Origin of the sequence: Agrococcus baldri (genome assembly GCA_900114805.1) — a bacterium.
Lineage (GTDB): Bacteria > Actinomycetota > Actinomycetes > Actinomycetales > Microbacteriaceae > Agrococcus > Agrococcus baldri.
In genome coordinates, this window is the sequence record FOZN01000003.1 from 669,994 (window position 1) to 683,669 (window position 13,676).

General features: G+C 71.8%; 12 protein-coding genes. 9 read left to right on the forward strand and 3 right to left on the reverse strand.

Features of this window, described 5'->3' with window-relative positions; all coding sequences use genetic code 11:
* Window positions 1–22: 22 nt before the first annotated feature.
* The 5 genes from BM288_RS11600 to BM288_RS11620 all read left to right on the forward strand — a co-directional run bounded on the left by BM288_RS11600 (window position 23) and on the right by BM288_RS11620 (window position 5,700).
* Entirely contained in the window at window positions 23–766 is a 744-nt protein-coding gene (locus tag BM288_RS11600) for an ABC transporter ATP-binding protein (RefSeq protein WP_092918997.1), read from the forward strand.
* 11 nt (window positions 767–777) lie between these two features.
* On the forward strand, window positions 778–2,214 hold the full coding sequence (locus BM288_RS11605; RefSeq protein ID WP_177220368.1) for an ABC transporter permease: 1,437 nt from the start codon (window positions 778–780) through the stop codon (window positions 2,212–2,214).
* 196 nt (window positions 2,215–2,410) lie between these two features.
* Complete coding sequence (gene leuA / locus BM288_RS11610; RefSeq protein WP_092918999.1) at window positions 2,411–4,171, forward strand: 2-isopropylmalate synthase; 1,761 nt, start codon at window positions 2,411–2,413, stop codon at window positions 4,169–4,171.
* The gene (gene recO, locus BM288_RS11615; RefSeq protein ID WP_092919000.1) at window positions 4,172–4,903 is read left to right on the forward strand and encodes a DNA repair protein RecO; all 732 of its coding nucleotides are present in this window, start codon (window positions 4,172–4,174) and stop codon (window positions 4,901–4,903) included.
* Window positions 4,900–5,700: an isoprenyl transferase gene (locus BM288_RS11620; RefSeq protein WP_092919001.1), complete on the forward strand. Its 801-nt coding sequence runs from the start codon at window positions 4,900–4,902 to the stop codon at window positions 5,698–5,700. The genes recO and BM288_RS11620 overlap by 4 nt, the downstream gene beginning before the upstream one ends.
* Here the strand turns inward: BM288_RS11620 and BM288_RS11625 are convergent.
* Window positions 5,691–6,302 (reverse strand): nucleotidyltransferase domain-containing protein, encoded by a 612-nt coding sequence (locus BM288_RS11625; RefSeq protein WP_092919002.1) that lies wholly within the window; start codon window positions 6,300–6,302, stop codon window positions 5,691–5,693. The two genes, BM288_RS11620 and BM288_RS11625, sit on opposite strands and share 10 nt — an antisense overlap.
* A gap of 183 nt (window positions 6,303–6,485) precedes the next feature.
* Between BM288_RS11625 and BM288_RS11630 the strand changes: the two genes are divergently transcribed.
* From BM288_RS11630 to dnaG, 4 genes are read left to right on the forward strand one after another with little or no spacing between them, the layout of a single operon-like run.
* Window positions 6,486–7,865, forward strand: a complete 1,380-nt coding sequence (locus tag BM288_RS11630) for a glycine--tRNA ligase (protein ID WP_092919003.1) — start codon at window positions 6,486–6,488, stop codon at window positions 7,863–7,865.
* 11 nt (window positions 7,866–7,876) lie between these two features.
* Window positions 7,877–9,031, forward strand: a complete 1,155-nt coding sequence (dusB, locus tag BM288_RS11635; RefSeq protein ID WP_092919004.1) for a tRNA dihydrouridine synthase DusB — start codon at window positions 7,877–7,879, stop codon at window positions 9,029–9,031.
* Complete coding sequence (locus BM288_RS11640; RefSeq protein ID WP_318255517.1) at window positions 9,021–10,265, forward strand: deoxyguanosinetriphosphate triphosphohydrolase; 1,245 nt, start codon at window positions 9,021–9,023, stop codon at window positions 10,263–10,265. The genes dusB and BM288_RS11640 overlap by 11 nt, the downstream gene beginning before the upstream one ends.
* An 11-nt stretch (window positions 10,266–10,276) precedes the next feature.
* On the forward strand, window positions 10,277–12,127 hold the full coding sequence (dnaG, locus tag BM288_RS11645; protein WP_092919006.1) for a DNA primase: 1,851 nt from the start codon (window positions 10,277–10,279) through the stop codon (window positions 12,125–12,127).
* 25 nt (window positions 12,128–12,152) lie between these two features.
* Here the strand turns inward: dnaG and BM288_RS11650 are convergent, their stop codons facing one another.
* Window positions 12,153–12,851: a hypothetical protein gene (locus tag BM288_RS11650; protein ID WP_092919007.1), complete on the reverse strand. Its 699-nt coding sequence runs from the start codon at window positions 12,849–12,851 to the stop codon at window positions 12,153–12,155.
* A 53-nt stretch (window positions 12,852–12,904) separates the two neighbouring features.
* Window positions 12,905–13,676 (reverse strand): HNH endonuclease signature motif containing protein (locus tag BM288_RS11655; protein WP_143103100.1); only part of this gene is annotated, 772 nt, incomplete at its 5' end.

Sequence of the window (13,676 nt, forward strand, 5' to 3'; positions counted from 1 at the left end):
GAGCTTCCGTTGAATGGGAACCATGCACAGCACCGCACAGCCCACCCCCGCACTGGCGCTCCGCGACGTCTCCAAGCGCTACGGCGCCGGCGACGCCACCGTCACCGCCCTCGACAGCGTCGATCTCGAGATCGCTCCCGGCACGCTCACCGCCGTCATGGGCCCGTCCGGCTCGGGGAAGTCGACCCTGCTGCACCTCGCCGCCGGGCTCGACGCGCCCACCTCCGGCGACGTCGTCATCGGCGGCACCTCGGTGGTGGGCCTCGACGACGACGCGCTCACGGCGCTGCGCCGCGAGCAGGTGGGCGTGGTGTTCCAGTCGTTCAACCTGGTGCCCAGCCTCACGGCGCTCGAGAACGTCGAGCTGCCGGCGCTGCTGGCAGGGCGCAGCCCCGACCGCGCCCGCATCGCCGAGCTGCTCGCCGACCTCGGCGTCACCGGCCTCGAGTCGCGCCGCCCACACGAGCTCTCGGGCGGCCAGCAGCAGCGCTTCGCGATCGCCCGCGCGCTCGCCCAGCGGCCCGCGATCGTGCTCGCCGACGAGCCCACCGGCGCCCTCGACTCCGTTACCTCGATCGAGGTGCAGGAGATCCTCGTGCGCCATGCGGCCGCGGGCCAGGCGATCGTCGTCGTCACCCACGACCCGGCGGTGGCAGCCCGAGCCGAGCGCGTCGTCCTGCTGCGCGACGGCCGCATCGACGGCGACCTGCCGGCGACCGACGCCGCCACGATCGCGCAGCGCATGCTCACCGCGGGCGCCCGATGAGCGCGGCAGCGGTGACCGACGCCCGCGCACCAGGGGGAGAGCACCGCACCCGTCGGCGCGCCGACGCCACATCGCGCACCGGGCAGGGCCTCGCCTTCGCGGTGTCGGTGCTCGCCGCCGCCTTCGGCACCTCGCTCGCGACCCTGATGGAGCACGCCGCCCGCGCGCTCTACGGCGAGGCGATGATCGCCGGCAGCGGCACCGCCCGCATCATGCTGGCCATCGCCGGCGTGCTGCTGATCGGCGTCTCGGTGGTGGTCGGCGCGATCGTCGCCAGGCAGGCCTTCACCGGCGCGGTGGAGGACCTGCGCGGCGAGCTCGCACTGCGGCGGCTGCTGGGCGCCTCCTCCCGCGGCGAGCGCCGCCGGGTGCTGCGCGGCTTCGTGCTCGTCGGCGCCGGAGGCGCGCTCGCCGGCTGGCTCGCCGGAGTGCTCGTCGCGATCCCCGTGAGCGCGCTGCTCGCCTCGCTCGGCGAGCGGATGGACATCGCCGGCATGCCGGCGATCGAGCCCTGGGCGGCCGTCCCCGCCCTCGCGGTCGCGGTCGCGGCCGCGCTCTCGGCGCAGCTCGCCACCCGCGAGGTGCTCGCCGTCTCGCCGCTCGAGGCGCTGCGCGGTGCCGAGGTCGACGTCGAGACCACCGTGCAGCGGCGCCGCGTCGCCGGCATCGTGACGCTCGTCGTCGGCGCCGCGCTGCTGGCCGGATCGGTCGCGCTGTCGCTCGTGACGCCCCTCGCGGTGCTCGTCGGCTTCGCCGGCGGCGTCGTCTCCGTCGCGGGCATCATCGCGCTCGCCCCCGCCGTCGTGCCCCCGCTCGTCGCGATCGCCTCGCGCGCCTTCGGCCGGGGCGTGCCCGCTCGCGCCGCCGCCGGAACCCTGGCGACGCATCCGGGACGCACGTCTGCGCTGGTGCTCTCGTTGTTCGCCGGCGCGGCGGTCGTCACCATGATGGTCACCGCCGGCTCATCGCTCACCTCGGCGGTCGTGTCGATCGAGCGCACGCCCGAGTTCAAGGCGGAGCTCGAGTCGATCTACGGCGGAGTCACGACCGTGATCACCGCCATCGTCGGCTTCTCGGCGGTGCTCGCCGTGCTCGGCTTCGTCGCCGCGATGCTGCTGTCGGTGCGGCGCCGCACGCGCGAGATCGGGCTGCTTCGCATGCTCGGGCTGCGCCGCGGGCAGACCCGCACGATGCTGCTCGCCGAGGCGGGTGCGATCACCGTCGTCGCCGTCACGACCGGCTTCGGCATGGGCGTGCTCTACGGCTGGATCGGCACGCAGTCGATGGTCGCCTCGGTCGCCGGCGTCGTCTCCACCGCACCCGTCATCCCCTGGGGGCTGCCCGTCGCGCTGCTCGTCGGCGGCCTCGTCGTCGCGCTCGCCGCGAGCCTGCCCGCAGGGCTCCGCGCCGCATCCGTGCCCCCGCTCGCCGCGGTCGCCGCCGACTGAGCGGTGCTGCCGCGGCGCCCGCCCGACGCCGGCGCCCGGCCGACCCCGGTGCCTGCGCACGCACCCCGGTGGGTATACGCTGGAGGCATGCAGAGCGTGCTGCTCCTTCGTCGCCGCGACGAGGCCTGACACCCGGGCTTCCTCGTCGCGGAGGCTGTCCTGCCCGGACTCAGGAGCGAGCGACAGGAGCACAACGATGAAGAACATGCAGCAGCCGAGCGGGATGCCGGCGCACCGCTACACCCCGTACCACGAGCAGATCAAGGTCGACCTCCCCGATCGCACGTGGCCCTCGAAGCGCATCGAGAAGGCGCCCCGCTGGTGCGCGGTCGACCTGCGCGACGGCAACCAGGCGCTCATCGACCCGATGACGCCCGACCGCAAGCTGATGATGTTCCAGCTGCTGGTGCAGATGGGCTACAAGGAGATCGAGGTCGGCTTCCCGTCGGCGAGCCAGACCGACTTCGACTTCGTGCGCAAGCTCGTCGACGAGGGGCTCATCCCCGACGACGTCACCATCCAGGTGCTGACGCAGTGCCGCGACCACCTCATCCGCCGCACCTTCGAGTCGATCGAGGGCGCGAAGCAGGCGATCGTGCACATCTACAACTCGACCAGCGTGCTGCAGCGCGACGTGGTCTTCCGCAGCGACCGCGAGGGCGTCAAGCAGATCGCCATCGACGGCGCGAAGCTGTGCCTCGAGCTCGAGGGCATGCTGCAGGGCACGAAGGTCTTCTACGAGTACAGCCCCGAGTCGTACACCGGCACCGAGCTCGACTACGCGCTCGAGGTGTGCAACGCGATCATCGAGACGCTCGACGCGCGCCCCGAGCGCCCCGTCATCATCAACCTGCCCTCGACGGTGGAGATGGCGACGCCGAACGTCTACGCCGACTCGATCGAGTGGATGCACCGCAACCTCGCACGCCGCGAGTCGGTCATCCTCTCGCTGCACCCGCACAACGACCGCGGCACGGGCGTGGCGGCGGCCGAGCTGGGCTACATGGCCGGCGCCGACCGCATCGAGGGCTGCCTGTTCGGCAACGGCGAGCGCACCGGCAACGTCGACCTCGTCGCGCTGGGGCTCAACCTCTTCACGCAGGGCATCGACCCCGAGATCGACTTCTCCGACCTCGACCACGTGCGCCGCGTCGCCGAGCACTGCAACCAGCTCAGGGTGCACGAGCGCAGCCCCTGGGCCGGCGACCTCGTCTACACCGCTTTCTCGGGCTCGCACCAGGATGCGATCAAGAAGGGCTTCGAGCGGATGGCCTCCGACGCCGCCGCTGCCGGCAAGACCGTGGACGAGATGACGTGGGCGGTGCCGTACCTGCCGATCGACCCGAAGGACGTCGGCCGCAGCTACGAGGCCGTCATCCGTGTCAACTCGCAGTCGGGCAAGGGCGGCGTCTCGTACCTGCTGAAGGCCGACCACGGGCTCGACCTGCCGCGACGCCTGCAGATCGAGTTCTCGAACATCGTGCAGGCCCGCACCGACAGCGAGGGCGGCGAGGTCTCGAGCGACGAGATCTGGTCGATCTTCGGCGACGAGTACCTGCCGAACCCCTCGCGCCTCGCGGAGGACCAGTGGGGCCGCTTCGAGCTGCGCGAGGTCTCGGCCTCGTCGACCATGGGCGGCGACACCACGCTCGAGGTGGTGCTGCGCGACGAGCAGCAGCTGCGCGACGTCACCGCCAGCGGCAACGGCCCGATCGACGCGCTGCTGTCGCTGCTGCGGGCCGAGGGCGTCGAGGTCTCGCTGCACGACTACGTCGAGCACACGCTCTCGGCAGGGCAGGATGCGCAGGCGGCCGCCTACGTCGAGCTCGAGCTGGGCGGTGAGCGCTACTGGGGCGTCGGCATCGACCACTCCTCGAGCCACGCCTCGCTCGCCGCGATCGTCTCGGCCGTCAACCGGGGCCTGCGCACCCGAGTCGTCGAGCACGCGAAGGTCTAGGTGCCCACCTACCGCGACGAGGGCGTCGTCCTCCGCACCCACCAGCTGGGGGAGGCCGACCGCATCGTCACGTTGCTGACCCGCGAGCACGGCAAGGTGCGCGCGGTCGCGAAGGGCGTGCGGCGCACCTCGTCGCGCTTCGGCGCGCGGCTCGAGCCGTTCATGGTGGCCGATCTGCAGTTCGCGGTCGGCCGCAGCCTCGACATCGTCACGCAGGCGGTGACGCTCGGCTCCTACGCGCCGGTGATCGTCGCCGACTACCGCGCCTACACGGCGGCCGCGGCGATGGTCGAGACCGCCGACCGGCTCACCGACGAGGACGGCTCGCGACAGCAGTACCTGCTGCTGGTGGGCGCGCTGCGCAGCCTCGCTCGCTCCGAGCATGACCCCTCCCTCACGCTCGATTCCTATCTGCTGCGCGCGCTGTCGGTGGCGGGTTGGGCGCCGTCCTTCGGCGACTGCGCCGTGACGGGGGAGCCCGGCCCGCACCGCGCCTTCGTGCCGCAGCTGGGCGGCGTGGTCGCCGACAGCGCCGCCCCGCCGGGAGCGCTGCGCATCGATGCGCAGACGCTCGAGCTGCTGACGGCGCTGCTGACCGGCGACTGGGCCGCCGCCGAGGCGACCCACCAGGGCGTCCGCGGCCGCGCATCCGGTGCCGTCGGCGCCTATGTGCAGTGGCACCTCGAGCGTGGGCTCCGCAGCCTCGAGCACGTCGATCGGGGCGGCCGGTGAGCGAGGCGGGCCGCGACCCGGGCATCGAGCGCAAGCCCATCGACTGGACGGGCGAGCACCCGCCCGCCTACGAGCGCGGCAGCCTGCCGGGGCACGTCGCGATCATCATGGACGGCAACGGTCGCTGGGCGAACCAGCGCGGCCTCACCCGCACGCAGGGGCACGCGGCGGGCGAGGCGGTGCTGCTCGACGTGGTCGCCGGCGCCCTGCAGGCAGGCATCCAGCACCTGTCGGTCTACGCCTTCTCGACCGAGAACTGGAAGCGCAGCCCAGACGAGGTGCGCTTCCTGATGGGCTTCAACAAGGCCGTGCTGCGGCGTCGGCGCGACCAGCTCGACGCCTGGGGCGTGCGCGTGCGCTGGGCAGGCAGGCGGCCGCGGCTGTGGGCCTCGGTCATCAAGGAGCTCGAGGAGGCCGAGCGGCGCACGGCGGGCAACCGCACCATGACGCTGCAGATGTGCGTGAACTACGGCGGCACGGTGGAGATCACGGATGCGGTGCGCTCGATCGCCGCGGACGTCGCGGCGGGCAGGCTCAAGCCATCCGGCGTCACGGACAAGCTGCTGCGCAGCCGCATGTACAACCCGGATGTGCCGGACGTCGACCTGTTCATCCGCTCCTCCGGCGAGCAGCGGATCTCGAACTTCCTGACCTACCAGGGCGCCTACGCCGAGATGGTCTTCCTCGACCGCCTCTGGCCCGACTTCACGCGGAACGATCTCTGGCACGCGCTCGACATCTACACCGGCCGGGACCGCCGCTTCGGCGGCGCGGTCGACTCGCCCGATCAGGCCTGAGGCGCCTGCAGCCGCTTGCGCCAGGGGTGGTCATCGGCCAGTCGCTCGGTGAGCCACGTGCGCGACTCGGCGTCCAGCGAGGGCAGCGCCTCGTCGAGCCACTCCACCTCGGTGTGGTCGGCTGCCCCGTAGGCCAGCACGACCTGGGGCTTGGCGAAGCGGATGCCGTCCTGCACCGTGAGCGCGTCCTGCAGGGGCATCGTCACGGCGGTGTCGCGGCGGAAGCGCCAGGTCTCGCCGTCGCTCGGGTCGAGCAGCACCTCGTACTCCCACAGGCTGTACGCGCTGCGACGCAGCCAGATGCTCGTCGTGCCGATCGGCAGCACGTCGGAGTCGTGGGGGAGCAGAGGCTTCAGCGCACCCTGGAAGGCGCACCACAGCTGCCACTTGCCGCCCAGCCAGCCGCGCAGCAGGCTGAGCTCGCTGCGTGGGATGACGACGTCGATGTCGCCGTGCGGTCGAGCGATGCCCGATGCGGCGTCGAGCGCCCAGCCTCCGCCGATCCACCAGGAGCCGGAATAGCCGTCGAGCAGCTCGGCGACATCGGAGGGCCAGCGCTCTGCCCAAGCGCCGTAGAGCTCGCGACCAGCATCGCTCTGCATCAGCCCTCCTCGCCGTGGGATCCGGGCGCGCGCGCCCAGGCCGTGAGCCTATCCCAGGGCGCTATGCCGTCGCAGTCCACGGATGCGTCGCCGACGGCCACGCGGACGGCGGCCGATCGGTAGAATCGAAGTTCACGTGCCGCACCCCAGCCAGGGGCGCACGGCCGACCCCGAGGAGCATCCGTGGCCCAGAACCGTCTCGACGCCGTCATCAACCTCGCGAAGCGACGCGGCTTCGTATTCCAGGCGGGCGAGATCTACGGAGGATCCCGGTCGGCGTGGGACTACGGGCCCCTCGGCGTGGCGCTGAAGGAGAACATCAAGCGCCAGTGGTGGAAGACCTTCGTGCAGGGCCGCGACGACATGGTCGGCCTCGACTCCTCGATCATCCTGCCCACCGCCGTCTGGCACGCATCCGGTCACGTCGCCACCTTCACCGACCCGCTCGTCGAGTGCCTGCAGTGCCACAAGCGCCACCGCCAGGACCACCTGCAGGAGGCGTACGAGGTGAAGAAGGGCCGCGCCGCCGCCTCGATGGACGACATCACGTGCCCTGACTGCGGCACCACCGGCAAGTGGACCGAGCCGCAGATGTTCTCGGGCCTGATGAAGACCAACCTCGGCCCGGTCGACAACGAGACCGGCCTGCACTACCTGCGCCCGGAGACCGCGCAGGGCATCTTCACGAACTTCCTGAACGTCGTGACCGTCTCGCGCAAGAAGCCGCCGTTCGGCATCGGCCAGGTCGGCAAGGCCTTCCGCAACGAGATCACGCCCGGCAACTTCATCTTCCGCACCCGCGAGTTCGAGCAGATGGAGATCGAGTTCTTCGTGCCGCCCGCCGAGGCCCCCGAGTGGTTCGACACCTGGGTCGAGGCGTGCTGGGCATGGTTCCTCGACCTCGGCATCACTGAGGCGAACATGCGCCGCTTCGACGTTCCGGAGGAGGAGCGCGCGCACTACTCGGCCGCCACGATCGACTTCGAGTACCGCTTCGGCTTCCAGGGCTCCGAGTGGGGCGAGCTCATGGGCGTCGCCAACCGCACCGACTTCGACCTGGGCGCGCACTCGAGCGCATCCGGCAAGGATCTCGTCTACTTCGACCAGGCCTCCGGCGAGAAGTACACGCCGTACGTGATCGAGCCCTCCTTCGGCCTCACTCGCAGCATGATGGCGTTCCTGGTCGATGCGTACGACGAGGAGGAGGTGCCCAACGCCAAGGGCGGCACCGACACTCGCACCGTGCTGCACCTCGACCCGCGCCTCGCGCCCGTGAAGGTCGCCGTGCTGCCCCTGAGCCGCAACGAGCAGCTCTCGCCGCTCGCGCGCGAGATCGCCGGCCGCCTCCGCACGCACTGGGCGATCGACTTCGACGACGCCGGGGCCATCGGCCGCCGCTACCGCAGGCAGGACGAGGTGGGCACGCCCTACTGCGTCACCGTCGACTTCGACTCGCTCGAGGACGGCGCCGTGACGGTGCGCGAGCGCGACTCGATGCAGCAGACGCGCGTGAAGGTCGACGAGCTCGAGGCGCACCTCGCGCAGGGGCTCATCGGCGCTTGAATGTGGGGAGCATGAGCATGGCGACGGGCACACTGCCGGCGCTGTCGATCGGGCCCATCGCCCTCGACACGCCGGTCGTGCTCGCGCCCATGGCCGGCATCACCAACACGGCCTTCCGGCGGCTGTGCCGCGAGTACGGCGCCGGGCTCTACGTGAGCGAGATGATCACCACCCGCGCGCTCGTCGAGCGCACGCCCGAGACCATGCGGCTCATCAGCCACCACCCCTCCGAGTCGCTCCGCTCGGTGCAGCTCTACGGCGTCGACCCGAAGACCGTCGAGCAGGCGGTGGCGATCCTGGTCGACGAGGATCGGGCCGACCACATCGACCTGAACTTCGGCTGCCCGGTCCCGAAGGTCACGCGCCGCGGCGGTGGCAGCGCCCTGCCGTGGAAGCGCGAGCTGTTCGCGGCGATCGTGCAGCGCGCGGTGCAGCGCGCCGGCGACATCCCCGTCACCGTGAAGATGCGCAAGGGCATCGACGACGAGCACCTCACCTACCTCGACGCCGGCCGCATCGCCGAGGACGCCGGCGTAGCAGCCGTCGCCCTGCACGGCCGCACCGCGGCGCAGCACTACTCCGGGCAGGCCGACTGGGATGCCATCGCGGCGCTGAAGCAGCACGTCACCTCGGTGCCGGTGCTCGGCAACGGCGACATCTGGCAGGCAGAGGATGCGCTGCGCATGCTCGAGCAGACCGGCGCCGACGGCGTCGTGGTCGGCCGCGGCTGCCTGGGCAGGCCGTGGCTGTTCGGCGACCTCGCCGCTGCCTTCTCCGGCAGCGACGAGCGCCACCGGCCGAACCTCGGGCAGGTGGCGGATGCGTTCCGTCGCCACGCCGAGCTGCTGGTCGAGTTCTTCAATGAGCAGGATCGCGCCTGCCGCGACATCCGCAAGCACGTCGCCTGGTACTTCAAGGGCTACCCGATCGGCGGCGACGCCCGGCGCGCGCTCGCCGCGGTCTCGTCGCTCGCCGAGCTCGACGAGCTGCTCGGTGCGCTCGACCGGGAGTCGCCCTACAACGCCGAGGGCGTCGAGGGGCAGCGCGGCCGCGCCGGCAGCCCGCGCAAGCCGGCGCTGCCGGACGGCTGGCTCGAGAGCCCCGAGCTGAGTCCTGCGCAGCGCGAGGCGCTGATCGAGGACGAGAGCGATACCCGTGGCGGTTGACGAGCGGGGCTACGGCGAGCACGACGCCGAGCGGCGCCTGCCGGAGGTGCACCGCTCCGCACGCACCGACTTCGCGCGCGATCGCGCACGGCTGCTGCACTCGAGCGCCTTCCGCAGGCTCGGGCAGAAGACGCAGGTGCTCTCGCCCACCATGGGCTTCGACGACTCCCGCACCCGCCTGACGCACTCGCTCGAGGTGGCGCAGGTCGGCCGCGAGATCGCCGGCGAGCTGCGGCTCGACCCCGACATCGTCGACACCGCGTGCCTCGCCCACGACATCGGGCATCCGCCCTTCGGCCACAACGGCGAGAAGGGCCTCAACGAGTGGGCGCTGGCGATCGGCGGCTTCGAGGGCAACGCGCAGACGCTGCGCGTGATCACGCGGCTCGAGCCGAAGGTGCTGCAGGGCGGCCGCCCCTACGGGCTGAACCTCACGCGCGCGAGCGTCGACGCCGCGTGCAAGTATCCGTGGCCGGCCGCGTCTGACGTCCACGACGCATCCGGTCGCATCAAGTTCGGCTACTACGCCGACGACCGCGAGGTCTTCGAGTGGATGCGCGAGGGCGCGCCCGAGGGCAGGCCGTCGATCGAGGCGCAGGTGATGGATCTCGCCGACGACATCGCGTACTCGGTGCACGACTTCGAGGATGCGGTGGTCGGCGGCTACGTCGACGTCGCGAAGCTGCAGAGCCGGGTCGGGCACGACGAGCTCGTCTCGATGATGATGACCTGGGTCGGGCCGGAGTTCACGCGCGACGACCTGCTCGCCGCCTTCGACCGGCTCGACGACCTCGAGACCTGGGTGCGCTCGTTCGACGGCTCGCGCGCCGACCATGCCCGCCTCAAGAACCTCACCTCGAAGCTGATCGGGCGCTTCGCCAATGCGGCGATCCGGCTGACGCGCGAGACGCACGAGGGGCCGCTGGCCCGGTTCGGCGGCACGGTCGAGGTGCCGCGCGAGGTGCGCGCCGAGATCGCGGTGCTGAAGGGCACGGCGGCGAGCTTCATCCTCGCCGAGCGGCGCCAGCCCATCTACGCGAGCCAGCGGCGGGTGCTGCAGGAGCTGGCGGATGCGCTGCTGCGCATCGGGCCCGACGCCCTCGATCGCGCCTACGCCGACGACTGGGCGGCCGCTGCCGACGCGGCCGCGAGGGCGCGCGTCGTCGTCGACCAGGTGGCGAGCCTGACCGATCGCGGCGCCTTCGCGTGGCACGAGCGGTACGTCGGGGACTGAGGGGGGCGGCGATGGCGGGGAGGATCCGGCGCAGCGACATCGATGAGCTGCGCGCACGCATCTCGATCGTCGACGTCGTCGGCGAGCACGTCACGCTGAAGAACGCCGGCGTCGGGAGCATGAAGGGCCTGTGCCCGTTCCACGACGAGCGCACCCCGTCGTTCCACGTGCGGCCCGCGGTGGGCCGCTACCACTGCTTCGGCTGCGGCGAAGACGGCGACGCCTTCCAGTTCGTGATGGCGATGGACCACACCTCGTTCGCCGAGACGGTCGAGCGCTTCGCGGCGCAGCTGGGCTACACCCTGCACTACGAGGACGGCAAGCCGCAGGAGGAGACCAGCGGCCGACTGCGACTGCTGGAGGCGAGCCGCGCGGCGGAGGCCTTCTTCCAGGAGCAGCTGCTCACGCCCGCCGCGGCGCTCGGGCAGCAGTTCCTGGGGGAGCGCGGCTTCGACCTGGCCGCCGCGCAGCGCTTCGGCGTCGGCTACGCCCCGGCGTCGTTCGAGGCGCTGAAGCAGCATCTGCGCGGCAAGGGCTTCACCGAGGCCGAGCTGCTGAGCGCCGGCCTGCTCAGCGAGGGGCAGCGCGGCAGCTACGACCGCTTCCGGGGTCGCCTCATCTGGCCCATCCGCGACGTGGCGGGTGCCACCGTCGGCTTCGGTGCCCGGCGCCTCTCGGATGACGACAAGGGCCCCAAGTACCTGAACTCGCCCGAGACCCCGATCTTCCGCAAGAGCCAGGTGCTGTACGGTCTCGACCTCGCCAAGCGCGACATCGCCAAGGGGCACGAGGCGGTCGTGGTCGAGGGCTACACGGATGTGATGGCCTGCCATCTCGCGGGCGTCACGACCGCGGTCGCCACCTGCGGCACCACATTCGGCGTCGACCACATCAAGGTGCTGCGCCGCGTGCTCGGCGACGTCTCCACCACCGACACGCGCTCCCTCGGCCGGGTCATCTTCACCTTCGATCCCGACGAGGCCGGGCAGAAGGCCGCCGCCCGCACCTTCGCCGAGGAGCAGCGCTTCGCCGCGCAGACCTTCGTCGCGGTGCCACCGGAGGGCCTCGACCCCTGCGACCTGCGGCTGGAGCGCGGCGACGACGCGGTGCGCAAGCTGGTGCAGCAGCGTCGTCCGCTGTTCGAGTTCATGCTGCGGCGCATCGTCGCCGAGCACGACCTCGAGACGGTCGAGGGGCGTGTCGCGGCCATGCGGCGCGCGGCGCCGGTGCTGCAGTCGATCCGCGACCGTGCGCTCTCCGACGGCTACGTGCGCACGGTCGCCGGCTGGCTGGGGGTTGGTCCGGATGAGGTCAGCCGCGCGGTACGGCAGGCGGGGCCGCGGCCGACGCCCACTTCTGAGGGCGCCGCACCCGCGCATCCGCCCGCTGACGTGGCGCTGAAGCAGCTCGAGCACGATCCGGCTTCACGGCTCGAGCGGGATGCGATCGCGGCGCTCCTGCAGCAGCCAGATGTGCTCGGCAAGGATCTCGCCGCACGCGGCGCCTCGGCCTACATCGCGAATCCCTCGCTCGCCGTGGTGCGCGACGGCGTGCTGGCCTCGCTCGATGCGATCGAGGCGTCGGACTTCTCGGAGCGCGTCGCAGAGACGGTGCCGGCGGAGATCGTGCCGCTGGTGCGCACGCTCGCGATGTCACCCATCCCGCAGGGCTCCGCCGAGGGCGTGAAGGCCTACGTGCGCGGTGTGGTGTCGTCGCTCGTCGACCGCGACATCCTGCGACGCAAGGCCGAGATGCTCGGCAGCCTGCAGCGGCTGGGCGCCGCAGACCCCGAGGCCGCGAAGCGACTCCAGGAGCAGCTGGTCGAGCTCGAGCGAGAGCGGCGGTCGCTGCGCTCTGAGTGATTCGCGCGCAGCCTCGGTGACTCGTCTACGGCACCAGGAAGTTGATCTGGAAGTGCTCGCCGACGACGGCGTCGACGTGTTCGAGGTCGCCTGCCCCTGCGGGGCATTCCGCGCGGATCGAGCTCGTCATGGAGCCCGACTGGAAGTTGCGGGCGTACCAGGCGTGCACGCTGCCGTCCTCGGGCTCCTCGAAGATCGAGAGCATCTCGACCGATGAGCCCTGCGATGACGGGTCGAGCGTGAAGATGTCGGCCTCCCACTCGTCGGGGCTCGAGTCCGAGAGGATGCCGAGGGTCACCTCCGAGCTCTCGCCCTCGTCGGTCGAGTCACTGTCTTGCGCGCCCTGGTAGGCCCAGAAGGAGCAGCCGGTCGCCGTCTCGATGACACTGATCGTGGGGCCGATGGGGAAATCCGACTCGGGCTGCAACTCGAATGCGTCGTCGGTGATGACGCTGGTCTCCCAGCCGCCGACCGTTCCGGGTGGCAGCTCCGTGCCGATCGCGACCAGTTCGGGCAGCGCACCGTCCGCGCTGGGCTGTGGCGTCGGAGCCCCTGCGGTCTCGGCCGGGTCGGTGGTGGCCGAGGGCTGCGGCGAGGCCGAGGGCGCCTGCGGCGGGGCAGTCGGCAGCGCCGGAGGCATGATGCACCCAGAGAGCGAGACGGCGATCCCCGTGGCGAGGACGACGAGCGGGAGCGCCTTCGAGGGGCGAGTGACAGGCGACATGCGAACTCCAAGGCGCGGTGCAGCGAGATGATCGCACGCTAGCGCAACCGCGCTCACCGCGCGGTGACAACGGGCCGGTGTCGACGAAGCGGCCGGGTCACAGCCGCATCACGATGTGGGCTGCCGGCCCGAGATCGAGCGCGATCGGTCGGTCGGGCGGAGTGCACCGACGGTCGAAGAGTGCGCGGAGCCGTGGTTCGACACCAGGCGGTTCCGGTCGCGCCCCGATGCCGCGCGGTCGCGCTTTCGGTCGTGGTCGCGGTCGCACTTCCGGTCGCACGGCCATGCGGCGGCGGCGCCCTCGTCACGGGTGTCGGCGGCGAGATCTCGGCGTCGAACGCGTCGTCGGGGAGCTTGATGGCGAGCGCGGGTATCGCCGCTGCCGCGACGCTGCCGGCGCTGCTGGGCGCCGACGCGTCGCCGTTGCGGCTGGTGCGTGCGTAGCGGTCTGCGGGGCGCAGCTGGGGGATGATGCGCCAGTTGCCGGGTTCTGGGCCTGCGGCTTCGATGCGGAGGCGGCCGGCGTGGATCTCGTGGTGGTGGTAGACGCAGACGAGGATGCCCCAGTCGATGTCCGTCGGGCCGCCGTCGTCCCAGGGGTTGATGTGGTGCGCCTCGCACCAGGACGCGGGCATGCCGCAGCCGGGCACCCGGCAGCCCTTGTCGCGGGCGGCCAGCGCGCGCCGCTGGGCGCGGTTGAACAGCCGCTCGGTGCGGCCCAGGTTGAGCACCTGGTCGACGCCGTTGACGACTGCGTGGTGGATGGTCGAGTCGCACGCGAGCCGCCCGACGGTCTCGATTGGCACGAGCGCGCCCGTATGCTCG

Coding starts and splice junctions, on each gene's coding strand:
- BM288_RS11600 (WP_092918997.1), top strand. CDS start 23: ATGCACAGCACCGCACAGCCCACCCCCGCACTGGCGCTCCGCGACGTC.
- leuA (WP_092918999.1), top strand. CDS start 2,411: ATGAAGAACATGCAGCAGCCGAGCGGGATGCCGGCGCACCGCTACACC.
- BM288_RS11625 (WP_092919002.1), bottom strand. CDS start 6,302: ATGCAGAGCGATGCTGGTCGCGAGCTCTACGGCGCTTGGGCAGAGCGC.
- dusB (WP_092919004.1), top strand. CDS start 7,877: ATGAGCATGGCGACGGGCACACTGCCGGCGCTGTCGATCGGGCCCATC.
- dnaG (WP_092919006.1), top strand. CDS start 10,277: ATGGCGGGGAGGATCCGGCGCAGCGACATCGATGAGCTGCGCGCACGC.
- BM288_RS11650 (WP_092919007.1), bottom strand. CDS start 12,851: ATGTCGCCTGTCACTCGCCCCTCGAAGGCGCTCCCGCTCGTCGTCCTC.